Here is a 25,070-nt window from a genome sequence, read left to right as displayed (position 1 = left end):
CCTATGCAATTTTTTTCATGACACTCTCAAAAATTTTTATCTCCTCCATCAACTGATAGAATGTTTCAGGCTTGAGAGATTGGTTTCCATCGGAAACGGCCTTTTCGGGCTCAGGGTGAACTTCGACAAGAATCCCGTCCGCCCCGACTGCCATGGCTGCCCTACTGAGGGGGATGACATATTTCCAGTTACCCGATGCGTGACTGGGATCAATAATGACAGGGAGATGCGTTAATTCCTTCAAAACAGGAACAGCACTGATATCAAGGGTATTGCGGGTAGCAGTCTCAAAGGTACGGATGCCCCTCTCACAGAGAATGACCTGATTGTTTCCCGAAGAGAGGATGTATTCCGCAGACATGAGCAGTTCTTCAATGGTCGTCATCATCCCCCGTTTCAAAAGGACCGGTTTCCTCGACAGTCCAACCTTTTTGAGGAGAGAAAAATTCTGGACATTGCGCGCCCCCACTTGGAGGATGTCTGCATACGCCTCCACCAGATCGACATGCGCCGGATCCATGACCTCCGTAACAACAGGGAGGCCTGTCTTTTCCCTAGCCTTTGCTAATAACTTGAGACCCTCTTCTTCCATGCCCTGGAAGCTGTAGGGAGATGTTCTCGGTTTAAATGCACCCCCTCGGAGGATGTGTGCGCCGCCTTTTTTTACGACGTAGGCGCTTTCCATCATCTGTTCCTCACTTTCAACAGCACAGGGACCGGCCATTACCACAAATCGTGGGCCGCCAATTTCCACATCTCCTACAGTGATAATGGTATTTTCTTCCCTGGACTCCCGGCTGGCAAGCTTATACGGCTTAAGGATGGACATGACTTTTTCCACACCGGAAAGGGATTCGGCAAACTTTAAATAGGCCTTACCCCGTTCATCACCGACAGCCCCTATAATGGTTCGTTCCACTCCCCGGGAAGGATGAGCATTGTATCCCACCGACTCTATCCACCCGATAACGTTCTCGATCTGTCCTTCAGTTGCATTCTTTTTCATCACAATAATCACAATGTATCCCTCCTTAATAAATCATAAATACGAAGACCCTTCGACTTGCTCAGGGTCAATTCGACTACGTCCTTTTTCTGCGGCCTTGCCGTGAAAAAGCTCAAGTCTCATTGAATTAAAAAAGGCCATGGCGAATATCGCTGCCATGGCCTGAAGAAAATAAAAAAGCCATGGGCAGCTTCTTTCGGTCTACCCATGGCTTCTATGTTTCATTTAATTGGTGTTAATTCCTCCTGAGCGATGGGCAGACCAATGGGAAATAATAATAGCTCCAAAAATAATAAAACTTGGTAATCCCAATGCTGTTCATTCTGTCCATCATGTATAAACGCTTTCCTTTTACTGGAGAGAGTAAAACCATATCTCCGGACCATTGTCAAGAAAAAAATGATTCTCATCAACATTGACTATTGCAAAAATTATATTAGCATGTTCTAAAATAGAATATATTTTAATATTTCTTCAGGAGGTTGAAATGAGACCCTTAGATATTTTTTTCCTTATATGCTTGGCTTTTTCAGTATCTGCCTGCGGCACGATGGGAAAAGCGGAAAAGATCGAATCAGGAAGTCTCCTGTACGTCGATGGCGTTGTTCAGAATACCTCCGGCAATGAAGTTACTGTAGCCCTAAAAATACCTGAATTGAAAAAGACGCCCGGATCACCTGTCAGCGAAATTGCCCAGCAGGTCGTGCAGAAAAGCATTCTTGTCGAAGGCATAAAAACCGAAGTGGATGGAAAACCAGCAACAGTCAAGACAATCCGCGGCAATACCGCAGTTATCGAGTTTGAAAAGCCGGTAACCCATAAGGCCGAAACCGTATTGAAATTGATGATCCCTAAAAAAACCATTGCGGTTGTGGACTTTGAGGTCATAAGAGGGCGTGAAAAAGAAGCAGGAAGAGTCAGCCTCGAAGAACTCACCTCGGCACTGATCGATTCAGGACAGTTTATTGTGCTCGAGCGATCCAAGCTCAAATCCGTCATGAACGAAATTGAATTAAGCATGAGTGGCATAGCCAGAGAAACCCCTGATAAAGTTGCAGGGAAACTCCTTATAGCCGATCTTATTCTTACGGGAACATTTGCAGAGCTTAGGGACGAGTGGGACATAAACCTGAGATTGATCAATGTCAGAACCGGCCAAGCCACAGCGGCAATTACTATGAAAACTCGACTATTCAAGCCTTCAGACATCCGTGATTCCGGGCCCATGAATGAAGACTTTGAAGGCTCATCTACCGATCCTTCTTGGATCCTGATGAAGGCAGGTAAAAAAGCCTACTATCAGTCAAGTATAGACCGTACGGAGGGTGTACAAGGTTCGAAAAAGTCTCTGAAAATTGATTTTAACCTGATCACCGATGAACGGCCACGGTGGGCGCACATTGGGAACAGAAAGAAGCGGGATATAAGCCTCTACGACGGCATTGAGTTTTACGTTAGGTCTACACATAGATTTTACGCTTCAGTTACCTTCAAGACATCCCATACCGATAATCCTAATAAGATTGACACATGGGTCGGAAACTTCGAAACCGACAAGGAATGGGAAAAGATCAGAATTCCTTTTAATAGAATGTTCATTGGCAGGGGCTGGATAACAGAAGGTGCGAAGAGGTACGGGGCTGAACCGGGAGATCAGGTCATGCGACTGCACCGGGTAGAGGGATTTGAGATCGGCATAGATGTGAGACGAAATTCAGACATTAAAGGAACCGTATGGGTTGACCGAATCAGTTTCTACCGGGATTGATGCGGGAACACAAACAGGATAACTTCAGCAAGAAAGAAAATGACCATGTTTGATAGCGCTTTGGCAATGTTCTTAAGCATACGTATTCAGGATATCTTCGACATTGCGATCATCTCTATCATGATTTCCGCGCTCCTGATCTGGTTTAAAGACAGGGCATCCCGGTTTGTTTTATTAGGCATCAGCCTCTTAGGTTTTATTTATGTCGTTGCCAAATTTTTCCAGCTCTACCTTACCACGGTTGTGCTGCAGGGATTTTTTGCCATCCTGCTCTTCGTCCTCGTTGTCATCTTCCAGGAAGATCTTCGGAGATTCTTTGAACGCCTTGCCATTCTGGGAATAATCAGAAAAAAGATTCCAAGAACGACATCCCACGGACAGACCTCTGAAATCATTGCCCAGACGGTAGCGAATTTTGCCCGGAAGCACATCGGCGCCCTGATTGTTATTCAGGGAAACGATCCTCTTGACAGACACCTGAGTGGCGGTACGGAACTGAATGGCACTCTCAGCGAGCCGCTGCTGGAGAGCATTTTTGATCCTCATTCTGTAGGCCATGACGGCGCCGTTGTTATTGACGGAAGAACAGTAACACGTTTTGGATGTCATCTGCCTCTCTCCCCGAATGCCAGTCAATACGGAAATGTTGGTCTTCGCCATACAGCGGCCCTTGGCCTCTCTGAACGGTCGGATGCCATCTGCATTGTTGTTTCGGAGGAGAGGGGAACCATCTCTATTGCCGAAGGTGAACGGATCAAAGAGGTAAGCGCATCAGCCCTCAAAGGTGACCTGGTGTCGTATTATATCAGCAAAACACCCGTAAAGAAGCAGGGACCTATTGCACTATGGTTAAAGGAAAATACAAAGGAAAAGGTCATTGCCATCCTCCTTGCCTGCGCTCTCTGGATGATTTTCGGATACCAGAGAGAGTCGATATACAAGGATTTTATACTACCTGTCGAATATCTGAACGTATCATCGGAATGGGTCATAGAAGAGCCCAAAATTACGGATGCCAAGGTAATGGTGGTCGGCCCCTCGCAGGCATTTCAACTTATGAATATGGATACACTCAAGATTTCACTGAATCTGTCACAACTCCAGGAGGGAAGACAGGATATTGCACTTACGAAAGAAATGATAAATACCCCTTCAAACTTAACCGTGGTGGGGATCAAGCCCAGCCGGATCACAGTCAGTGCGTCACGATTTGTCCGTGTTTCTGTTCCCGTTGAGGTTGTAACTGAAAACGAACCAGCCTCAGGAATTACCATCCAGAAGATTACCGTAACGCCGTCATCAATCACGGTTCTAGTACCAGGCACGCTGCAGCGAAGTAAAATTAAAATACGTACAGCACCGATTGATTTGAGACCATTAACTTCGACAACAACATTGGCGCCAAAGCTCATTATCCCCCCGGAAGTTCAATGGGAAGGGAGAAAGGCGCCATCCATAAAAGTGGTCATCAAGGCAAGGAGATAGATCAGAATGGTCAGGCGGCTTAAAAAACGATCCGGAAAGGCCGGTCTTCCTCCGGGGTCTCTCATTCATATCGGGGATCGATTGGCGGAAAAAACAAAAATCACTGTTTTTGATTACGATGAAGCCCATTTGCAGGAAAAAGAAATCAAAACAGTGGGAGAATGTCGGCAATTCAAGGATAGTCCGACAGTCGCGTGGATACATATCGAAGGTATCCATGATACCCAGATACTGGAAGAGCTGGGCGCAGTTTTCGGATTGCACCCCCTCACGCTGGAAGATATCCTCAATACGGATCAACGCCCCAAGATGGAGGATTTCTGTGAATACATCTATATCGTTCTCAAAACTTTCTACAATCATGCCGATGAAAACAACGAGACAACTTCAGAACAAATAAGTATTATCCTCGGACCGACATTCGTCATTTCCTTCCAGGAAAAAGAGACAGACATATTTAAACCCATCCGGGAAAGAATCCGGGCAGGAAAGGGGCGGCTGAGAAAATCCGGGGCGGATTACCTTGCGTATTCGCTCATCGATACTATCGTTGATAATTATTTCACTATTCTCGAACACCTGGGTGAAAAAATTGAAATTATAGAAGAATCGCTGGTCAAAAACCCCTCAACACAAACTCTGCAGGCCATTCAACACCTGAAAAGAGAAATGATCTTTTTACGAAAATCGGTCTGGCCCCTGCGTGAAACCATCAGCAGTCTTGAGCGTTCAGAATGTCAGTTAATTCAAGAATCCACAGGTTTATTCCTGAAAGACATTTACGATCACACTATTCAGGTGATAGATACCATAGAGACTTTCAGGGATATGCTTTCCGGCATCCTTGATATATACCTCTCGAGTATCAGTAACAGAATGAATGAAATCATGAAAGTCTTAACCATCATCGCCACTATTTTTATGCCGCTGACATTCTTGGCCGGTGTTTACGGCATGAATTTTAAGTACATGCCGGAGCTTGAATGGCACTGGGGTTATTTTTTTATCTGGAGTATCATGATCACTATCGTTGTTTCCATGCTCGTGTATTTCAGGAAAAAGAGGTGGTTGTAAAATTTATTCGCATGATGGCGCAGGTGATTTTACATAGCGGCTTCCGGTCCAGATCAGGATGGCGGCAAAGATGACCCTCAATGTCAATTCGGGCAAGAGATGGGCACATGATCCACCTGCGTAAGTTCCTATAATTATTCCAGGAATAAGACCTTTCAGAAGACCTGTATCCACATTACCCAGACGCCAATGGGTGAAGGCTCCCACGGCTCCCAGAGATACCATGGCCAAAAGAGAACTGCCCTGAGCTGTGAGCTGATCAAAACCCGCCAGAAGTACCATACCGCTGATCATAATGGGACCGCCCCCGACCCCCATGACTCCTGAAACAAATCCCGTTGCCACACCTATAATGAGAAGGATCAGTGCCTTCGACGCGTTCATATCCGAATAGGGAAGTGATGGAAGATAAGGTTTTAGCAGAACAAAAAAGGAAACAATAATCAAAAATACCCCAAATGCCCGTTTCAGTTTTAATTCCGGCACTTCGCAGCAGTATTTCGCCCCGTATCGAGCAGGCCACAGGGCGGCAAAGGATATAAGGATTGCAGCCCACACATCCAGGGCATTATATAAGCTGTAGATAATAGCGCCGATAATACCTGTAAATACCACAGCGACCAGACTTGTGCCGTGGGCTTTGTGCTGCCCTATTTTTTTCATGCTGACCATGAGGGGAATCATCAGGACACCACCCCCGAGCCCAACCAGACCGCCAAAGACACCGGCAATTATACCGATTAAGAAGCTCACAATCATCTCCCTGCGTTTTAAAAACTGTGAATATCGAAAATAGTTAGCGCTTTTATCACTATTTTTCTAAAGTATACGCTAAAATCACCGATAACCATGGTATATATCTATCAATTATTCCGTTTCTTCTTATATATTAGTTTTCATTAGACTGCAGTATATTTGGGATAATCAGTAAAATAATATTGTTAATAGACTTACGTTTCCTTATTTTATGTTTTATTATCAGTAAGTTATGCTTTACCCCTGAAGGAGAGCAATCATATTATGTATATTCATACATTGTTGATAGCAGTCGAGTTCACCAGATCAGCAGATTTCACTAATAGAAAAAAATATAACTAAAGAAAATCTAATAAATAAGATGGGAAAAATGAATCAGATGGATACTAAATTGAAAGCAGGAGAATCGTATGGCAAGCAGGCTGAGGAATTGCGAAAGGAGAATCCACCCCAAATTCTGGTTGTTGATGATTCCCCTGAAATCATGGATCTGTTGACAGATATCCTTACGAATCATAGCTATCGGGTACGTCCTGCCTTCAGCGGACGCATGGCACTAAAATCAGTGGAAGCAGAGGTACCGGACCTGATTATGCTGGATGTGACAATGCCGGAGATGGACGGCTACGAAGTCTGCCGTCATTTGAAATCCAATGAGAAGAGCTGCAGTATCCCCGTGATCTTCATTAGCGGCATAGATGAGGCCGCAAACAAAGTCGAGGGCTTCAATGCAGGTGGCATTGACTACATCACTAAACCGTTCCGATCGGCAGAGGTTTTGGCCCGGGTTGAAAAACACCTGGCTGTGCGCCGCTTGCAAAAGCAATTGGAGGGGCAAAACATTCAGCTCCAGCAAGAAATCACTGAGCGCAGGCAGGCGGAAGAGGAACTGAGAAAGCACAAAGCTCAATTGGAAGAAATCGTTGCCGAGCGCACCAAAGACATTAGAAATATCAATGAAGAACTGCAATGTGAAATCACCGAGCGCAAGCAGGCGGAAGAACTCTACAGGACACTGGCGAACAATTCACACACAGGGGTTTATATAGTCCAGAATGGAAAGCTTCAATTTGTAAACCCCCATATACCGGAGTACTCTGGATACCTGGAGGAAGAGTTGATCGAGATGGACATTCTTGATTTTGTATATCCAGATGATCGTGAAATAGTAAGAAAAAATGCCGTTGACATGCTGGAGGGAAAGCGATCCACTCCCTATGAATTTCGTATTGTAGACCGGGAGGGCCGTATCAGATGGCTCATGGAGATGGTCGCATCCATTACGTACGAGGGCAAACAGGCAGTACTAGGGAATACTATGGATATAACGGAAAAAATCCAGGCCGAGTCCGCACTGCGGGAGAGCGAAAAGCGTATCAGCGATATTTCAAACAATATGGCCGACTGGATCTGGGAGATTGATAAGAATGGGGTATACTCATATAGTTCCGAGAAGGTGCTGACAGTATTAGGCTATACTCCTGAAGAAATCATCGGCAAGTCTTTTTCTGACTTTTTTTTAGCGGAAAACCTTGAACAGATGCGGGAAATCTTAATTGAAATAATGAAAGATAAAAAACCTATAAAAGACCTTGAGAGCTGGAGAACAAGAAAGAATGGTGAACATGTATGTCTTATCACAAATGGCGTTCCCTTCTTTGATAATCAAGGGCATTTCAAAGGTTATCGCGGAGTAAATAGGGATATTACCGAACGGAAACGTGCAGAGGAAGCGATAGAACAAGCTAATTACAAACTTCATTCCATGGTATATGAATATAGCTTACGTTACCAGAGGACCTCTCTCTTTAATCAAATGTCTGAAAAGCTCCAAATATGCGGTTCTCTTGAAGAAACATACTCAATTATGAGCCAATTTGCTCAGAAATTATTCCCCGCTGCAGCAGGATCCCTGTTTATATTTGACTCGTCCCGGAATCTGGTTGAGGCCGTCACTTTCTGGGGAAAAGGACTATCGGGGGAAAAGGTGTTTATTCCAGAAGATTGCTGCGCTCTACGACACGGCAAAAGGCATGTGAAAGCTGATTCTCTTTCGGATTCACGCTGCCCGCATCTCTCCGGTACCGTGGGGAAAAGCAGTCTTTGTGTTCCCTTATCAGCACAAGGGAAAACTATAGGGATGCTGCATTTGCAGCAACAGATTTCATCCGGATCACTTCCCGCCAAACCGGATTTTTACGAACGCTCAGAAGGAATCAATGTAGAGATGCAGCAATTGGCCATCACTATGGCTGACCTTTTTTCTCTGGCACTGGCAAATATAAAACTGAGAGATACCTTGAAACAACAGGCCACCCGTGATCCTCTCACCGGTCTTTTCAATCGCCGCTACATGGAGGAGACCCTGACTCGTGAGATAGGCCGCTCCGAGCGTTATGGAACTCCCGTGGGAATTATAATGATTGATATTGATCACTTCAGGAGATTCAATAATACCTTTGGGCATGAGGCAGGTGACATAGTGCTGAAAGATCTGGGGAAATTCCTGCAAATCAATGTCCGTAAAGAAGACGTAGCCTGCCGGTACGGAGGGGAGGAATTTACCTTGATAATGCCGGGGGCGTCTCTTGAATTTACCCAAAAACGAGCCGAAGATATAAGGCGTACGGTACAGCACCTGCGGATATACTATAATGAGCAGCCGCTCGAAAGCATTACCCTTTCTCTGGGAGTAGCCATATTTCCGGATCATGGCTCCACGGGGGAGGCCGTTCTCCAGGTTGCTGATGCCGCCCTCTACACTGCAAAACACAGGGGCCGCAATCAGGTAGCAGTGGCAGGAGATGCGAAACACGATTGCCGCTATCCTGAGCCTGTGGCAGAAAATGAAAAACCGGCTCATATTTAACCAGTTCCCTCGTTCAATATTTAATATATTGGCTTTCCCCTCCAAATCTGAAGCCGTTCCTTATCCTTGACATACAAGCTCATCTTGTTTTATACTTATCCTACCGAAAAGTGATTCTTTAGAAAAAACGTAATGACCGGCATCAACAAACTTTGAATTTCAAGCAGTTTTTTTCATGGGAACATGACTGCCGTTGAGGTGAAGAGATGACACACAATGAAGGTATGGACACGGCTGCTGAGGGACTGAAAATAGGACGCATTGTGAAAGAACTCCGACACAAAAAGCAGATCACCTTGCAGGATCTGGCAGCCAGGACCGGCATTCCAAAGTCTGTTTTAGCCGAGATTGAAAGTGGTGAAGTAGTCCCCCCCGTGGCGACGCTTCTGAAACTGGCGAAGGCTTTCAATGCAGGCATGGCTTCTTTCTTTGAGGAGGAAGCGGCCGGCATGAAAATATCAGTCACCCGGAGCGGGGAAAGGATCAGGATTAAGCGACGGCCGCATCACCACGAAGGGGAGGTCGATTATATCTATGAATCCCTTGAGACACATAAAACCGACAAGCATATGGAACCCCTCCTGGTCGAGTTTCAACCTTTAGATACGGGTGACATGGTATTTACAAATCACGAAGGGGAAGAATTCGTATTTGTTCTCGAAGGACGACTGGAATTCCGGACTGACGACCGGGTGGAAATACTCCAGCCGGGTGACACACTCTATTTTGAATCGGACATAAATCACAGTTTTCGATCTCTGGACGAAAACCCGGTCAGGGCAATCGCTGTAGTATGGAGTAAGGTATAAAAAAGGCGGGCAGTTGACGATGCTTGAAATTCGCTTCCACGGGCGCGGCGGTCAGGGAACCGTTGTTGCAACAATCCTGTTGGCCAAGGCATTCTTTCGGGCCGGGTATCAGGTTCAAAGCTTTCCTTTCTTCGGCGTCGAGAGGCGCGGAGCCCCTGTCGAGGCCTATGTCCGTCTCAACAAAGAGAAGATTCTTCTCAGGACAAACGTATACTACCCCGATCACGTCGTGGTCCAGGATCAGACCCTTCTCTATGGGGTCAATGTTACCCGGGGACTTAAGCTTGGGGGCTGGATCCTCATCAACAGTTCCGCTGCCCCCGCCGATCGAAAACCTTTTATCGGCTACCGGCTGGCCTTTGTCGATGCGAACCGGATCGCCCTGAGAAACCAACTGGGAACGCGGACTCATCCCATTGTTAACACATCCATGATTGGGGCATTTGCACGTATGATAGGTATGCTCCCCTTAGATGCGATTCGCGAGGTTATCCGGGAAGAACTCCCCGACATGTACATGCAAAATATATCCGCTGCAGAAGATGCTTACAGGGAGGTGCAGCTTCTGGGATTGGTAGAATCCGTTGAACCGCTTGGCACAACAACCCTTGAAAACCCATCAGGGAATGAAGTATGAATGAAATAGCCAACGCCATTCCACTCTTGGTACCCCATTCCTCTCAGTCCACGGAAAGCAACAAGACCGGCTCATGGCGTTTTCTCCGGCCTCTGTACGACGAAAAAACATCCCCATGCAGTGCGGCCTGCCCGGCCGGAGAAGACATTGCCCGGATCGAGATGCTGACTGCGCAGGGACTTTTCAAAGAAGCCTGGGAGACGATTCTCAGTGAAAATCCCTTCCCGTCCGTCTGCGGGCGTATTTGTTACCATCCCTGCGAAGGGATATGCAACCGCAGGGAGTTTGACGAAGCCTTAGCCATCCACACCATTGAGCGGTTTCTAGCAGAGACTGCCAGCCGTTATGATCTGAAGCCCGCCCTCCCGCGATTTACCGCCAAAAAGCAAAAGATAGCGGTGGCGGGCGCAGGACCGGCCGGTCTCGCCGCCGCCTATTTTCTGGTGCGGCTGGGATACGTATGTGATGTCTTCGAGGCCATGCCGGAGCCGGGGGGAGTGCTCCGCTGGGGAATACCCCTCTACCGTCTTCCCCCTCCCGCCCTGCGAAACGATATCGCCCAGATTGAATCACAAGGCATTCACATTCGGACGGGACAAAAAATCGGTAAGGAATTCCTTCAGGATGCAGGGAGCTACTATGATGCCGTCTTCATGGGCTGCGGGCATTCCCGCACGATAGAGCTTGGCATCCCCTGCGAGGACGTAAACTTGGTCGAAGACGGGCTAACGTTCCTAAAGCGGATTCGCCAGGGTGAGACAATCTCTTTAAGCGGCCTGGCGGCCGTCATCGGCGGGGGAAACACCGCCATCGATGTGGCGCGGAGCATCGTTCGTCTCGGCGGTAAGGCTTTGATTTTATACAGACGCCGGCGGCGCGACATGCCGGCCTTTGAGACAGAGTTGCAGATGGCCCTTGAAGAGGGCGTGGAACTCAGGGAACTCGTCGCCCCGGTAAAAATTGCGGCAGAAAGTGGACAATGCGTTGTAACATTGCAGGAGATGAAAATCTCCGGAGAAGACAGCCGCGGAAGGGCACACGTTCTGCCACAGGAAGGGAAAAACCATGAAGTACGGGTAGCGCGCGTCTTCAAGGCAACCGGCGCGGGGCCTTCCGAAACCTGGTTCAATCCCTCCGAAAAGTCCGGAATATCCCTGGCGCTGACAAATACCCTTCTGGTCTGTCCCGATAGGAGGCCTGCTTTGGTGTTCGGGGGGGACCTGATAAACGAAACGAAGAGCGTAGTGCATGCGGTCGCTTCCGGGAAACAGGCGGCAATGGCCCTTGATATCTTATTTCAGGACGGTGTGGATGCCATCGTGCCGAAGCTGCAGGCATGTATGGTGGGACAGGGACCATCGCTTTCCATGGAAGTGTATATGGGAGGAGATCGCCGCCTTAGAAATCCTCACATCATCGGCTATGAGGAAATAAACACCGATTATTTCCAGTTTCAACCAAGAATCACACAACCCCGCCTTTTGAGAGAGGAACGTCTCAGGTCCTTCGAGGAAATCGATCTCAAGATTTCGACCAATCTTGCTATCCGGGAGGCCGATCGCTGTTTCAATTGCGGAATCTGCAACCAGTGCGATAACTGCTACATGTTCTGCCCGGATATCGCTGTGATCCGGGAAAAGGGATGTCAGGAACGCCAGATCAACTACGACTACTGCAAGGGGTGCGGACTCTGCGTCGTGGAGTGCCCACGCAATGCCATGACCCTGAAGGAGGAGGAGCTATGAACCGGGTCATTGAAGGGAGTCACGCGGTCGCCGAGGCAGTCCGTTTGGCGAGGGTTCAAGTAATTTCCGCATATCCCATTACACCGCAGACCCATATTGTTGAAATTCTTTCGGAATACTGTGCCAACGGGACAATGAACGCCCGGTTCCTGCGTGTGGAGAGCGAGCACTCCGCCCTGGCCGCGCTGATCGGAGCGCAGAGTTGCGGAGTGAGGACATTTACCGCGACCGCTTCACAGGGCCTTGCCCTGATGCACGAGCTTTTGCACTGGACATCGGGCGCACGGCTTCCGATTGTAATGGCCGAAGTTAACCGTGCGCTTGCACCCGGCTGGAACATCTGGACCGATCAGACCGACAGCCTTGCACAGCGTGATACGGGGTGGATTCAGCTTTACTGCGAGGACGGTCAGGAGGTTCTCGATTCAATGCTCCAGGCCTATCGCCTGGCGGAGCGTGTGTATCTTCCCGTGATGGTGGTACTCGATGCATTCTACCTCTCCCATACCTATGAGCCCGTGGACGTGCCCACCGAAGAAGAGGTTGATCGTTTTCTTCCCCCTTACCAGCCACGGTTTCAAGCGGATACAGAAAATCCCTGCGCTTTCGGCCAGCTTGTGCCCCCCGGCGCCTACATGAAAATGCGTCACAACATCGCCGAGGCCATGGAGGAATCTCTCTTCTGCCTCAGAGAAATTCAGGAAGAATTTTACAGGATATTCCAGCGCCGTTACGATCCTGTGGATGCCATTTGCTGTAATGACGCGGAGATCATCCTTGTGACCTCCGGAACGATCACCAGTACGTGCCGTCTGGTGCTTCAGTCTCTGCGGGACAGGGGAGAAAAGGTCGGCATCCTCAAGATGAAGCTGTTCCGCCCCTTCCCCGTGGCGATGGTTCGTGAAGCCACCGCCCGCGCAAAAAAAATCGCCGTTATCGACCGGAACTTTTCCTTCGGGGCGAGCGGTATCTTCGCCCAGGAAGTGCGCGCCGCATTATACAACGCCCCCGAACATCCTCCGGTTTTCGGCTACATCGCAGGGATAGGCGGTCTCGATGCAACGGTGGAACTCCTGGAAGAAATCTACTGGAAGACCAAAAACACGGCATTCCCGGAAAAAGAAAGCGTCTGGATGGGAATTTAGGGGGTGAATCATGCAATTGGATTCTATAGACCGAGAGTACCTGTACTCGGGACACGTGGGCTGCCCCGGATGCGGCGCTGCCATTGCCATGCGGTTCACACTGAAGGCCCTCGGGGAAAAGACCATCATGGTGCTTCCCGCATGTTGCTGGTCCATCATTGCCGGGGCTTATCCGCAGTCGGCCCTGAAGATTCCGGTCATCCATTCCGCATTCGAAACCGGCGGGGCTGTCGCAAGCGGTGTCCGGGCCGCCCTCGATATGAAGGGAGATTCAGAAACCACCGTTGTCACCTGGGCGGGTGACGGCGGCACCTTCGATATCGGGTTTCAGGCTCTCAGCGGCGCTGTAGAGCGGAATGAGGACTTCATCTATGTATGTTACGACAACGAGGCATACATGAATACAGGCGTGCAGCGCAGTTCATCAACCCCGTACGGCGCCTGGACGACGACCACGCCCGGCCGGGACTGGAAAAAAATGCGGAAAAAGAACATCGTTGAGGCGCTGGTGGCACACCGCATCCCGTACGCCGCCACTGCAAATATCGCCTTCCCCGAGGATCTTGTCCGGAAGGTCCGGAAAGCCAAAGAAATGAAGGGTTCCCGATTCATCCATATTTATGCGAGCTGTCCGACCGGCTGGCGCATCCCCTCGGAAATGTCCATCAAGATCGCCCGCATGGCCGTACAGACAAATATCTTTCCCCTCTATGAAGTGGAAAACGGCATTCAATACACCATCAATTATAAACCCAAGGAATATCTCGTGAGGGAGTATTTCAAGCTTCAGGGACGGTTCCGGCACCTTACCGATAAGGATCTGGACCAGATCCAGGAAATGGTCAATGAGGACTGGGAACTCCTCCTGCGCAAAGCAGGCGAACGGGTCTAAAGTCAAGGGGAATGCGGGGTCAAATTATATTGACAGATAAGACCGCTTCCCCTATACTTCTCATACCCGAAAGGTAATTTATTAATCACATCAAACATCAAATCGTAAAACACTTTTTCAGTGAAGGCCCTCTTGAAGCAATGGATAGTGAAAAGGACGGTTATGAAAACCGGAAGGGGATCTGATGTATGTCCACTATGGAGTTAACGAAAGAAGGCGCTGTTTATGTCTTGACCTTAGCCAATGGCGCCGATGCGAATACCCTCACCGAAAACGTGGTTAACGAATATAACGACGTTATCGATGAGCTTGAAGCATCCACAGAAAATGCTGCCCTCATTGTAACGAGTAATGATCCGAAATTCTGGTGTAATGGTATCAACCTGAATTGGATCATTCAACAACCACACGATTACTTTCCGAAATTTATACAACTCCTTGACGAATTGTTTTTGAGATTCACCCTGCTCCCCATTCCCACGGTGGGGTGTCTTACGGGTCACACCTATGCGGGGGGCGCCGTTCTCGCCACGACGTTTGATTTCCGCCTGATGAGGGAAGATAAGGGCTTCTTCTGTTTTCCCGAAGTGGACATCAAGATTCCATTCTCACCGCTCATGTATGAGATCCTCCGATTGCTGCCTGACCACCACGCCCTCAACGAACTCCTGCTGACCGGAAAGCGGGTAGGGGGTACAGAAGCGCTGACAATGAAAATTGTATCTGCGGTTTATCCCCAGGAAATACTTTTTGACAAGGCAATGGAACTGGCAACACTCCTGGCGAAGAAAGACCGCAAGACATACGCCAATATTAAACGCGGCTTACGGCAATATTTATTGAAATTTGCTGCTTGAGAATCGCGTAAAGAACCACACAATCCACTAAAAATGAACGGCCTCGTCACTCCTTGAGTCCGTACTTTTTTAGCTTATACCGCAGCATGCGTTCGCTGATACCGAGAATTTCGGCGGCCTTCGTTTGATGATCACCCGCCTTCTCCATTGCTTCCAGAATCAATTTACGTTCCATTTCTTCAATCGCCCCCCGGAGTAATCCCTCTCCCTTTTTCCCTGCATCCTCCGGATAGATTCTTTCTTCCGTAAAGGGAAGGTCGTCCATCGAGATAACCGAATTTCTTGAGATCACCACAGCACGCTCAATGATATTCTCAAGTTCCCTGACGTTGCCGGGATAATCATATTTTAACAGCAGATCCCTGGCCTCGCTGGTTATCCCCGTGACTTTTTTACTATTTTCTGCGGCAAAATGTCTAAGGAAGTGGTCAATGAGCGGAGGCACATCATCCTTTCTCTCTCTAAGAGGGGGAATGTCCATGACAACCACATTCAACCTGTAGAACAGATCTTCCCGGAAGGTTCCTTCTTTCACCTTTGATTCCAGATCGCGGTTGGTTGCGCTGATGATCCTCACGTCGGAGTGGATGGTCTGATTACCGCCCACACGCTGGAATTCGCGTTCCTGTAGGAAACGAAGGAGTTTTACCTGAACGGAAGCGGATATTTCACCTATCTCATCTAAAAACAGCGTCCCCCCGTCGGACTCCTCGAATCTGCCGATTCTTCTTACCATCGCGCCGGTGAAGGCCCCCCGCTCATGACCGAAAAGCTCGCTCTCAAGCAGATTCTCGGAAAGGGCGCTGCAGTTTACCGTAATGATGGGTCTTGTTGAACGGGGGCTGAGATTGTGGATCAACCTGGCCATGAGTTCCTTGCCTGTGCCGCTTTCTCCCTTGATAAGAACGGTGGCGCGGCTGGTTGCAACCCTGCTTGCCATGTTGATCAGGACATTCATCTTCTGGCTGCGAAAAACAATCTTGTCCACTGTGACGCCCTTTTCTCTCAGATCCTGACGGAGAATCTCATTTTCCCGAATCAGGGTGCGCCGCTCTGACACTCTATCTACAAGAAGAAGAAGCTCTTCAAATTCAATAGGTTTGGTAATATAATCGATGGCGCCGGCCTTCATGGCTTCCACTGCTGTTTCTATCGTTCCGTATGCGGTAATGATAACCACATCAATCTCGGGATTGATTCTCTTCACTTCTTTAAGTACCTGCATGCCATCCATACCGGGCATCTTATAATCCAGGAGGAGCATGTCAAAATGACCTTTGAGAACACCCCGGATAGCATTATCCCCGTTCCCGGCTTCCGCTACCGTATGGCCTTCCTTAATCAGGAAATCCCGGAGCATCTCCCGTTGTGACTGACCGTCCTCGACAACCAAAATATTTAACTTCTTCATGCCTGAATTCCTTCAGCCTTTTCCATTTTTATCGCTTACCCTTCCCGCAGGCAGTATGATCTCGAAAGTCGTCCCTGAACCCTGCCGGCTCAAGACACGAATCTCGCCCCCGTGGCCGCGGATAATTTCATGTGCAAGGGGAAGCCCAAGGCCCAAACCCTTTTCCTTCGTTGTGTATTCGGGATTAAAAATCCGTTCGACCTCCTCAGATGTCATGCCGCATCCATTATCGGAAACCTTTATGCTGACCCGGTCCTTACCGCCCGAATCAACAGAAATGTCGATCACACCCTCACCGGAGATCGATTCCATAGCATTCTTTACAAAATTGAGGATGGCCTGCTCAAGTTTATCCACATCCATTGGAATGATTGCCGGCTTACCATTATACCGGGTTTCTACAGTAATTCCTTTCAAGGTCGCCTCCTCCCTGATGAGGTTGACAATCTTTTGAAGGACCTCAGTAACGGGGTAGTCGTGCAGTTCCAAGCGGCGGCTTTTCGAAAATGTCAAAAACTCTTCAATAATTCCATTCAATCGTCTTATTTCGTCACGAATAACACCGGCAAGAGTCTGAAACTCCTTAATCTTATCCTCATCAGCCGGCATAAATTCCCGTTTGAGTCTCTGACTGGCCATGCTTATGGCATTGAGGGGATTACGAATCTCGTGGGCCACACCTGCGGCAAGCTGGCCAAGGGCAGACAACCTTTCAGCCTTCTCAAGCTGTCTTTCCATTTCAACGATCCCCGCCAGATGCCTGTTTTGATTGCGGTAGAGTATCCACATCGACAGGAGTGTAATCAGAACAACGGAAGTCATAAAAATGATTATATTACGTTTGTTTTCTTCAAGAATTTGATCCGTACCCTCTCGATCAAGACCAAGCCGCGCAACTCCTGCGACTTTTCCGAACAGGAATACAGGCGCTGCAATATCCAGGATTGTTTTGCCATGAGACACGATCTTCCGGCTTTGAACTTTTTTCGTACCTGCAAGGATTTCATCTGTTTGCACAGTATCTGTATCCCCCTTTTCCGGCACCTGCCCTGCGCTCCCCAGGGTCATATTGCGTTCGTCAATTACCGTAATATAGACCAGACCCTGGCCCAGACCCTCGCCGAATTTTTCGAGAGCCCTTTCTATAGACACCTTCATGCCCCAATATCTCTGTCCGTCACGATCCAGGGCAATGATGATCGTGCCGCTTTCGTCCTTACGCCGAAGCACTACAAATCCGATATTACCAACTCTGCCAAGCCTGTTGAAAAGGTCGACGGTGATTTCCTCTTTTTTTATCGTTACGGAGGAATCTCCACCAAAAATCTCCGCCGTCAGAGACCTGCTCTGATACACGGCCTTCCCTTTTTTATCCAAAACGGCAACAAACCATAAACTATTTTCCCCGGCAAATTTTCCCAGATATTCCTCATTGAGGCGGTTCGCTTTCCATTCATTGTCGATCTCGCGCCCTAAATTCACAATGGCAGCGGTTAATGATTTCTGGGGTAACAAAGCGCCGTCAGCGATAGTAACGGAGGCACTACCGCTATCCATCTGATATGCCTGGATCAAGGTATTCAGGTTTTCCTGGGACAGCCTCTCGACAACACCAATAATACTGAGGCCCTGGTTCTCCATGAATCCTATAAGGCTCCTTTCACTTCTCCGGAGATCCATAATACCCATGGTTAGGATAAGCCCGATAAAAACAGCACAGACAATGGCAACAGCGATAGGCTGTAAAAAACGCCTGTTGTACTTGGGTGAACGGTGCTGCCAGATAACTTTATTCTGCGGTTTCATAATATTATTTTAATATGATTGACGAGTAACTTTTGATGAGCAACTCTTATACCAGGTGGTCATCCTATGTCATCTATGATAAAAGTCAACGATTTCTTTCTTCTAGAAAGAATCAAATGTTTCTATAAAAACAAGATTCGACAATTATGTCGATTCTTGAAACAATTGACGTCACTTTCTTAAGTACTTGATTATGCAAATACTCTCTATGAGTCGTCACCCCTGTATCGACATTTTTTGCCCCTCGTTTCCCATCATAAACATCCTGTTTCTGTTTTATCCCCCTGCATTAGTTCCATAAATTAAAGAACTTGCAGAGCTCGATAGGAACATGGCACAAGACGTGCATCATAAATAGTACAAAAGTAAATTATCGGTTAAACGGGCATGATTAGCCGATAGTAAACACAAAACTTGAGAAGGTGTAAGGCCTTCACTCCTCCTGATTTGGGGAGACATTATGTCTCCCCTTTCTTTTTTTCCTTTGCTTTATCCATTGATTCTCGAAGCTTCCGCCACTGTTCAATTCTCTCTTTTATTACCTTCTCATATCCCCTGTCTGTAGGTATATAGTAAGTCTCTCCTTTCAGCTTATCCGGCAGATAGTCCTGGGGAATATAGGCATCTTCAAAGTCATGGGCATACTGATAACCCTTGCCGTAACCAATATCTTTCATTAAACGCGTAGGGGCATTTCTGATATGGAGAGGCACGGCGAGGGTACCGGTTTGGCTTATCGTTTCTTTTACCTTACCGTAAGCGGCATACAGGGAATTGCTCTTCGGAGCGGTGGCAAGATACACAGCGGCCTGGGCCAGTGCCAATTCACCTTCAGGCAAGCCGATAAACTGAAAGGACTGCATGGCGGAAACGGCAATGGTAAGGGCTCTCGGATCGGCATTCCCAACATCTTCGGACGCAAATCTCACCATGCGCCGGGCAATGAACAGGGGGTCTTCACCGGCGGTAAGCATACGCCCCAGCCAGTAAAGGGCAGCGTCAGGGTCGCTTCCCCGGAGACTCTTGTGAAAGGCGGAGATCAGGTTGTAGTGTTCCTCTCCTCCCTTGTCATACTGCAGCGCCTTTTTCTGGAGCGCTTCCTCCACCACGGCACGGGTAATTTTTCTTTCATTCCTGTCTTCAATCCGAAGGAGCGATGCTGCTGCATCGAGGCTGTTCAGGGCCATGCGGGCGTCTCCATCGGCAGACCAGATAATGCGGTCAAGCGCCTCTTGATCTATCTCAAGAGAAAGTGCTCCCAGCCCCCTTTTGTTATCATGGATGGCCCGGTTGATAATAACCGACAGCTCTTCATCGGAATAAGGCGAAAGGAGCATCACCCGCGAACGGGAAAGGAGGGGAGAAATTACTTCAAAAGACGGATTTTCGGTAGTGGCGCCGATGAGCGTAATGAGACCTTTTTCGACATGGGGCAGAAAGGCGTCCTGCTGGGCCTTGTTGAACCTGTGGATTTCATCGACAAACAGAATCGTTTTTCTGCGGTGGTAACGCCATTGTGAACTTGCCTCATCTACAACTGCCCTGATCTCTTTTACCCCGGAGAGGACCGCCGAAAAACTCATATAATGGGATTTTGTCTCATGTGCAATCAGACGGGCTAAGGTGGTCTTGCCGGAACCTGGCGGTCCCCAGAATATCATTGAAAACAGCTTGTCCTCCTCGATGGCACGGCGAAGCAGACTGCCTTCGCCTAAAAGATGTGGTTGCCCCACAAATTCGGAAAGAGTCTGAGGCCTCATCCTGTCTGCCAGGGGACCGAAATCATCCCCACTATCTTTCTGATCGAATAGATCCATGATCTTTACGGGTTCTCTCGCTTTACCCGGCTTTTTGCCGCATCAATGAGTTCGATGAGTGTCGTGATTTTGTCTTTTGGCGTCTGACAGACGAAGTTATCCCATAAATCAGCCGTCATACTCTCTCTCAGATGCTGTTCAACAGGGAAAAATGGATGCCAGCAGGTGATAATGCGGAGGCAGGGCAGCTCTCCCCCCTCCTTCCGGCAGTAAGAGAAGGTGACTTCACCCCCAAGTCGTGGACATCTAAGTTCTAAATGGTCGTAATTCCCCATGTGCTCAACGTGCCGTTCCGCCTATGCGGTTTTAAAATTTATTGTATACCATGTCTAAAAACAAATAAGCCGTCAAGGGGAATCTTGCTATTCCCCTGACGGCTTACGAGCTTGCGGAGGGCTGATTCATCTAGGGTTTTGGCAACCCTTCAAGGGCCTTTAACGCCCTCTTGATTTCTTCTTCCGGAAAATCGGATAGCTCAAGCTTCCCTGCCAGATAGGTATCGTAGGCAGCAAGATCAACGAGTCCGTGACCGCTCCAGTCGAAAAGGATGACCTTCTCCTTGCCTTCTTCCTTGGCGCGCATGGCTACATCCACTACTGCGGCTATGGCGTGATTTGTTTCCGGCGCCGGTATAAAGCACTCAGTCCGGGCCCATTTTACACCGGCCTCAAAAGTCTCAAGCTGGTTATACGCCCTTGCCTCCATCAGGTTTTCCCTGACCAGGTGGCTGACAATGGGAGCCATACCGTGGTACCGTAAGCCACCCGCATGAATGGGCGCAGGCACAAAATCGTGGCCGAGTGTATACATGGGAAGAAGCGGCGTCATTTTGGCAAGGTCTCCAAAATCATAGGCAAATGGACCTCTTGTCATGGTCGGGCACGATGATGGTTCGGCCCCGATAATAGTAACGTTCTTACCAAATATCTTATCCCGCACATAGGGAAGAGCTATTCCGGCAAAATTGCTGCCCCCACCGGCACAGCCTATGACGACATCGGGATAGACGCCTATCTTTTCCATCTGTTTCTGTGCCTCCAGGCCTATGATGGTCTGGTGCAGGAGCACGTGGTTCAGAACGCTTCCCAGAGCATAACGTGAGTTTTCATGGGTAACGGCATCCTCGATCGCCTCACTGATAGCGATGCCAAGACTTCCCGGTGAATCAGGGTGGGCAGCCAATACCTGCCTTCCCGCCTCAGTTATGGTGCTGGGACTTGGAATGCACTCGGCGCCCCAGACATTCATCATCATACGCCGGTAAGGCTTCTGCTCATAGCTGACCCGTACCATGAAAACTCTGCATTCAAGGTCAAACATTTTGCATGCCATAGCCAGCGCGCTCCCCCATTGCCCTGCCCCGGTTTCGGTAGCAATACGTTTGATACCAAAAATCTTATTGTAATAGGCCTGGGGAATGGCGGTATTCGGCTTGTGGGAACCGGCAGGGCTGACACCTTCATTTTTATAGTATATCTTGACAGGAGCATCAAGGAGCTTCTCAAAATTCCGCGCCCGGCACAACGGTGTGGGCCGCCACAGGAGGTATTTCTCCAGAACGGCATCGGGAATATCAATCCAGCGTTCCTGGCTCACTTCCTGTTCAATGATATTCATTGGAAAGATGGGGGCCAGATCATCCGGGCCGACAGGTTTACCCGTGCCCGGATGAAGAGGAGGTCGCATGGGCGTCGGCATGTCAGCCTGAATGTTGTACCATTGCCTGGGCATTTCATCATCGTTCAATAACACCTTGACCTGTTCCATAAGTATTCTCCTTTTCATTAATTAAGAGCTTTGCCAAGCCCTGTTATCGCTATTTGTAAACTATCAAATTATGTAATGCCCACCTGATCACATTTCCAGATTAGACAATAATCCTTTATGCCTCCGATACCATACGTTTGGAAAGAGCCTGTAAAAAATCCTTGAAACAGGCCCGATATATTCTCTTGTTCTCTTATCAAACTGACATGCCTGGATGATTTGTTCCTTGATGTCTGTTTTATGGCCCACCTCGTTAAATATCTTATAGGCACAATGAAACAAGGGACTGTACATATTCTTTTTTTCCAGATATTTATGCACATTACGGATGGTATTCGGCCCTTCCGGGGTACCGTCTATCCTCTCAAGAACATTGATGTGCGTTTCTATGGGATTCCTGCTATACAATTCATAGAACAGTTTGCCGTACCGATAATTCTTGCTTGCATCAGAAGACAGGGTTACATACATATCACCCACACCGGCCTGACTTTGAAAAGCCTGAAACCCACCGCCCAGTAATTTTGACAGTGACCGTATTTCAACGCCGGACCTCGCAAATATGGTTCCCGGAATAGAATTACCAAGGTCCAAAGAATCCATAACGCCCATGATATTTGCCACAATATTTTTGAGGGAACCGCATGCCTCAACGCCGACAATATCAAAATTATAGAAGGAAGTTAATTCTCTTCGATTGGATCTGATGAGATCCTCCCTTATTATTTTTGCGATATGCGGTTTCCCGGCGACGGTGACACAAACAGGATTCCCCAGCATGATATCCACATCAAAGAAGGGGCCTCCAATACACACCACCTCATACTTATTCTTTATATTAAATAGATTATTATTAATCAGTTGTGACGGTGTGATCAGTTCTTTCGTGATTTCATCGGAGGTGAGCCCCTTGATCGGGGAAACGAGGCACGTATCGCCCGCTTTTTTTTCAAGCAGCGGTTTGAGGTAATTCAAAAACTCCGGCAGCCTGTTCATCGTGATGGTAAGAAAAATGAAATCGTTATCATCAACGACCCTCTCCAGATCATTCGTTGCATAGACCCTTGGAGCCAACCTGGGAACCTTGTCCATACCGGTGAGTCTTTTGGCAAGATCCTGAGTCAGGTGTTTCGGATTCAGGTGTTCACTATTAATGGCCCGGCATACATCAATATCGTGATAATAGATGGTTACTCTTTTGTCATCCCTGCCGAACTTATAGGCAAGGGACGTCCCGAGTCTGCCCGGTCCGATGATTGCAACCCTCGACGTATCTAAATTGGTTAACCTCATGTTGTATACCCTGGAAACCGCAACCTTCTATCTTTGCTCAATAAACCGAACACTATAGCTGCCCTGTTAAGAAACTTCCCCTCCCCTCGCGGGAGGGGATTGAGGGGAGGGGTAAAATTCTATCCAGTTTAGCGCGGCGATTATAGGTAAAAAGAAACCTCCATGTCAAACAATAATACGTGTACCTATCTTTTTTCTAATTTTTACACTTATTTATAGAGTGAGTCCAGAGGACACTGCGGCGCTTTTGACATGTTCCTGATGACGTGGGTGTAGATCATGGTTGTTTCCACGTTCTTGTGTCCCAGAAGCTCCTGGATTTCCCTGATATTGATACCATATTTTACCAATTAGCCTTTTTATTCTTATTATCACAATAGAGAAGAAACATGAAGCCTCTTCCATATTGATATTAAACATAATTTTTTTCTTTTCTATTTCCCTGAAATACATTAATCTTTTGAAGAGTACTTATAAGAACCAAGTTGGTATATTAATTGTTGGCTGGTACATACATAATTACGCTAAACTGAAAAAATCATGGCTCGAAAACATATCCCCGACGATATAGAAAAGGAAGTTCTAGTTTGTAGCGGTAGAAGATGTTGCCTTTGTTTTGGCCTAAAAAGGATATTTGAAGAAATGCAAGGGCAAATAGCTCACATTGACAGAGATAACTCAAATAATAAACTCGATAACTTGGCTTACCTGTGTTTACCTTGTCATGATAAATACGACTCGAGAACTTCTCAGAGCAAAGGATTTACAATAGAAGAGATAAAGCATTATAGGGATATGCTTTATGAGCATGTTGAAAATATGCGGCGGAAGAAAGGTGAAGATGTAACAAGGCTTGCTAACTTTACTCAACTTGCACAGGAAATATGGCTGTTGCTAAGTAAAAATGGGCGCGCTTTTACGAGTTTTGGACCGAATTCTGGTGCTGATTCAGCTGCGCCAGTAAAATGGGATTTGCAAATATGGGAAGAAGCCAAAAGGGAAATCATTCTTCCGAACAACCGAGATATTCAAAAGCTAATTGAACAATACTTTGATCTTGTGCCACGTGAGTACAAAGCAATATTCGCAGAAATGAGTGCTCACATTTATTCTTTTGAAAAACACTGTAAATATCCAACTTTAGATTATCGCGAACATCAGTTCCCCGAAGAATTCGCTAGGGTTATTGATAAAGTTTGCATGCAGGATAAAGGTCAGGAAAATAGACTTGCTGAAATCGAGAGTTGGTTATTGGAAATGTTCTTGGAGAATGATTTACCTGTAAAAGAAGGATACATTATTGGCTCGGTATTGCGTGGCCTTTTTGAAGGTGCGGATGTTGATATATTCCTTTTGCTCCGTGATAATACTCCTGAAGAAATAAAGAAGTCTATTAGAAAAATAGAACTTGTTAAGCAACAGTTCTTGCCCATGTTCGGCAGGAAACTTCATGCAATTGTATTTTCTCTCCCAGAACAAGATGGTTTTATTAGTTTCTTAGAAAATTTGAGCCAGAAAAGAGCATTTATTCAATCATAAGGTACATCATTATGGGAAGAGACTTACATTACCTGATAATAAAATTTTTTAAGGAGCGAATGAGTTCTCATTCTAAAGTTACAAACTGTAGTGAGATACCGAATGATGAGGAAATTCTATATCAAGTTGAGAGAACAGGGAATTTGCCAACTCTCATAGTTCACCTTTCTGACTCTTATCAATATACTTTGCACGATTATTACACAAAACCAGCACTGTTGAGTGAAGGCGATTTTATTTTAATAGCAAAACCTGACGACATCGTAAAAAGTCACACGGCGGTTCTGGAAGCGCAGGCCATATTTCCAGTCGCCGAGTCGAAAATGTAGCTGAGACAGCGCCACGGGCTCAGAAAACGCTCTTTGACAGCCAAAATAGTGGAACGGATGGAGGA

The 25,070-nt window shown here is 47.5% G+C and carries 18 protein-coding genes and 1 pseudogene; 11 read left to right on the top strand and 8 right to left on the bottom strand.

Features of this window, described 5'->3' with window-relative positions:
• Position 1: 1 nt before the first annotated feature.
• Entirely contained in the window at positions 2 to 1,018 is a 1,017-nt protein-coding gene (gene aroF, locus NTW12_00300) for a 3-deoxy-7-phosphoheptulonate synthase (protein MCX5844795.1), read from the bottom strand.
• A gap of 475 nt (positions 1,019 to 1,493) precedes the next feature.
• Here aroF and NTW12_00295 point away from each other — a divergent pair, with 475 nt between their 5' ends.
• From NTW12_00295 to corA, 3 genes are read left to right on the top strand one after another with little or no spacing between them, the layout of a single operon-like run.
• Positions 1,494 to 2,774 carry a CIA30 family protein gene (locus NTW12_00295; GenBank protein MCX5844794.1) on the top strand — a complete coding sequence of 427 codons (1,281 nt, stop codon included), beginning with the start codon at positions 1,494 to 1,496 and terminating at the stop codon, positions 2,772 to 2,774.
• 39 nt (positions 2,775 to 2,813) lie between these two features.
• The gene (locus NTW12_00290; GenBank protein ID MCX5844793.1) at positions 2,814 to 4,259 is read left to right on the top strand and encodes a diadenylate cyclase; all 1,446 of its coding nucleotides are present in this window, start codon (positions 2,814 to 2,816) and stop codon (positions 4,257 to 4,259) included.
• A gap of 6 nt (positions 4,260 to 4,265) precedes the next feature.
• Positions 4,266 to 5,333 carry a magnesium/cobalt transporter CorA gene (gene corA, locus NTW12_00285; protein ID MCX5844792.1) on the top strand — a complete coding sequence of 356 codons (1,068 nt, stop codon included), beginning with the start codon at positions 4,266 to 4,268 and terminating at the stop codon, positions 5,331 to 5,333.
• Positions 5,334 to 5,336: 3 nt separating this feature from the next.
• Here corA and NTW12_00280 read toward each other — a convergent pair whose 3' ends face one another.
• Complete coding sequence (locus NTW12_00280; GenBank protein MCX5844791.1) at positions 5,337 to 6,086, bottom strand: sulfite exporter TauE/SafE family protein; 750 nt, start codon at positions 6,084 to 6,086, stop codon at positions 5,337 to 5,339.
• 373 nt (positions 6,087 to 6,459) lie between these two features.
• On the opposite strand from NTW12_00280, the gene NTW12_00275 reads away from it, so the two are divergent.
• The 7 genes from NTW12_00275 (at position 6,460) to NTW12_00245 (ending at position 15,043) form a co-directional block, all read left to right on the top strand.
• On the top strand, positions 6,460 to 8,958 hold the full coding sequence (locus tag NTW12_00275) for a diguanylate cyclase (protein MCX5844790.1): 2,499 nt from the start codon (positions 6,460 to 6,462) through the stop codon (positions 8,956 to 8,958).
• Positions 8,959 to 9,164: 206 nt separating this feature from the next.
• Positions 9,165 to 9,767: an XRE family transcriptional regulator gene (locus tag NTW12_00270; protein ID MCX5844789.1), complete on the top strand. Its 603-nt coding sequence runs from the start codon at positions 9,165 to 9,167 to the stop codon at positions 9,765 to 9,767.
• Between the two features lie 19 nt (positions 9,768 to 9,786).
• Positions 9,787 to 10,404, top strand: coding sequence for a 2-oxoacid:acceptor oxidoreductase family protein (locus NTW12_00265; GenBank protein MCX5844788.1), 618 nt, complete (start codon positions 9,787 to 9,789; stop codon positions 10,402 to 10,404).
• Positions 10,401 to 12,149, top strand: a complete 1,749-nt coding sequence (locus NTW12_00260) for an FAD-dependent oxidoreductase (protein MCX5844787.1) — start codon at positions 10,401 to 10,403, stop codon at positions 12,147 to 12,149. The genes NTW12_00265 and NTW12_00260 overlap by 4 nt, the downstream gene beginning before the upstream one ends.
• Positions 12,146 to 13,294: a pyruvate ferredoxin oxidoreductase gene (gene porA, locus NTW12_00255; protein MCX5844786.1), complete on the top strand. Its 1,149-nt coding sequence runs from the start codon at positions 12,146 to 12,148 to the stop codon at positions 13,292 to 13,294. The genes NTW12_00260 and porA overlap by 4 nt, the downstream gene beginning before the upstream one ends.
• A gap of 10 nt (positions 13,295 to 13,304) precedes the next feature.
• On the top strand, positions 13,305 to 14,186 hold the full coding sequence (locus tag NTW12_00250; GenBank protein ID MCX5844785.1) for a 3-methyl-2-oxobutanoate dehydrogenase subunit beta: 882 nt from the start codon (positions 13,305 to 13,307) through the stop codon (positions 14,184 to 14,186).
• 188 nt (positions 14,187 to 14,374) lie between these two features.
• Complete coding sequence (locus NTW12_00245) at positions 14,375 to 15,043, top strand: enoyl-CoA hydratase/isomerase family protein (GenBank protein ID MCX5844784.1); 669 nt, start codon at positions 14,375 to 14,377, stop codon at positions 15,041 to 15,043.
• A 46-nt stretch (positions 15,044 to 15,089) separates the two neighbouring features.
• Here the strand turns inward: NTW12_00245 and NTW12_00240 are convergent, their stop codons facing one another.
• From NTW12_00240 to NTW12_00215, 6 genes and pseudogenes are all read right to left on the bottom strand, one after another.
• Positions 15,090 to 16,454, bottom strand: a complete 1,365-nt coding sequence (locus NTW12_00240; GenBank protein ID MCX5844783.1) for a sigma-54 dependent transcriptional regulator — start codon at positions 16,452 to 16,454, stop codon at positions 15,090 to 15,092.
• Positions 16,455 to 16,466: 12 nt separating this feature from the next.
• The gene (locus NTW12_00235; GenBank protein MCX5844782.1) at positions 16,467 to 18,260 is read right to left on the bottom strand and encodes an ATP-binding protein; all 1,794 of its coding nucleotides are present in this window, start codon (positions 18,258 to 18,260) and stop codon (positions 16,467 to 16,469) included.
• Positions 18,261 to 18,718: 458 nt separating this feature from the next.
• On the bottom strand, positions 18,719 to 20,077 hold the full coding sequence (locus NTW12_00230) for a replication-associated recombination protein A (protein MCX5844781.1): 1,359 nt from the start codon (positions 20,075 to 20,077) through the stop codon (positions 18,719 to 18,721).
• A 405-nt stretch (positions 20,078 to 20,482) separates the two neighbouring features.
• Positions 20,483 to 21,844 carry a TrpB-like pyridoxal phosphate-dependent enzyme gene (locus NTW12_00225; GenBank protein ID MCX5844780.1) on the bottom strand — a complete coding sequence of 454 codons (1,362 nt, stop codon included), beginning with the start codon at positions 21,842 to 21,844 and terminating at the stop codon, positions 20,483 to 20,485.
• Positions 21,845 to 21,931: 87 nt separating this feature from the next.
• Positions 21,932 to 23,137 (bottom strand): hypothetical protein, encoded by a 1,206-nt coding sequence (locus tag NTW12_00220; GenBank protein MCX5844779.1) that lies wholly within the window; start codon positions 23,135 to 23,137, stop codon positions 21,932 to 21,934.
• 209 nt (positions 23,138 to 23,346) lie between these two features.
• A pseudogene (locus NTW12_00215) lies at positions 23,347 to 23,487 on the bottom strand (tyrosine-type recombinase/integrase).
• A gap of 190 nt (positions 23,488 to 23,677) precedes the next feature.
• On the opposite strand from NTW12_00215, the gene NTW12_00210 reads away from it, so the two are divergent.
• Positions 23,678 to 24,676 (top strand): hypothetical protein, encoded by a 999-nt coding sequence (locus NTW12_00210; protein ID MCX5844778.1) that lies wholly within the window; start codon positions 23,678 to 23,680, stop codon positions 24,674 to 24,676.
• Positions 24,677 to 25,070 lie beyond the last annotated feature (394 nt).

Source organism: Deltaproteobacteria bacterium (assembly GCA_026388545.1).
Taxonomy (GTDB): Bacteria; Desulfobacterota; Syntrophia; order Syntrophales; family UBA2185; genus JAPLJS01.
Note: the sequence above shows the minus strand (reverse complement) of the source record. Positions and strands in the feature narration are given on the sequence as shown.

Excerpts from the sequence above, each read along its gene's own strand:
- NTW12_00225 (MCX5844780.1), bottom strand. The coding sequence starts at position 21,844 with ATGGAACAGGTCAAGGTGTTATTGAACGATGATGAAATGCCCAGGCAA.
- NTW12_00250 (MCX5844785.1), top strand. The coding sequence starts at position 13,305 with ATGCAATTGGATTCTATAGACCGAGAGTACCTGTACTCGGGACACGTG.
- NTW12_00275 (MCX5844790.1), top strand. The coding sequence starts at position 6,460 with ATGAATCAGATGGATACTAAATTGAAAGCAGGAGAATCGTATGGCAAG.
- NTW12_00210 (MCX5844778.1), top strand. The coding sequence starts at position 23,678 with ATGGCTCGAAAACATATCCCCGACGATATAGAAAAGGAAGTTCTAGTT.
- NTW12_00230 (MCX5844781.1), bottom strand. The coding sequence starts at position 20,077 with ATGGATCTATTCGATCAGAAAGATAGTGGGGATGATTTCGGTCCCCTG.
- NTW12_00265 (MCX5844788.1), top strand. The coding sequence starts at position 9,787 with ATGCTTGAAATTCGCTTCCACGGGCGCGGCGGTCAGGGAACCGTTGTT.
- NTW12_00295 (MCX5844794.1), top strand. The coding sequence starts at position 1,494 with ATGAGACCCTTAGATATTTTTTTCCTTATATGCTTGGCTTTTTCAGTA.
- NTW12_00235 (MCX5844782.1), bottom strand. The coding sequence starts at position 18,260 with ATGAAACCGCAGAATAAAGTTATCTGGCAGCACCGTTCACCCAAGTAC.
- NTW12_00240 (MCX5844783.1), bottom strand. The coding sequence starts at position 16,454 with ATGAAGAAGTTAAATATTTTGGTTGTCGAGGACGGTCAGTCACAACGG.
- NTW12_00270 (MCX5844789.1), top strand. The coding sequence starts at position 9,165 with ATGACACACAATGAAGGTATGGACACGGCTGCTGAGGGACTGAAAATA.
- NTW12_00245 (MCX5844784.1), top strand. The coding sequence starts at position 14,375 with ATGTCCACTATGGAGTTAACGAAAGAAGGCGCTGTTTATGTCTTGACC.
- NTW12_00260 (MCX5844787.1), top strand. The coding sequence starts at position 10,401 with ATGAATGAAATAGCCAACGCCATTCCACTCTTGGTACCCCATTCCTCT.
- porA (MCX5844786.1), top strand. The coding sequence starts at position 12,146 with ATGAACCGGGTCATTGAAGGGAGTCACGCGGTCGCCGAGGCAGTCCGT.
- NTW12_00220 (MCX5844779.1), bottom strand. The coding sequence starts at position 23,137 with ATGAGGTTAACCAATTTAGATACGTCGAGGGTTGCAATCATCGGACCG.
- NTW12_00290 (MCX5844793.1), top strand. The coding sequence starts at position 2,814 with ATGACCATGTTTGATAGCGCTTTGGCAATGTTCTTAAGCATACGTATT.
- corA (MCX5844792.1), top strand. The coding sequence starts at position 4,266 with ATGGTCAGGCGGCTTAAAAAACGATCCGGAAAGGCCGGTCTTCCTCCG.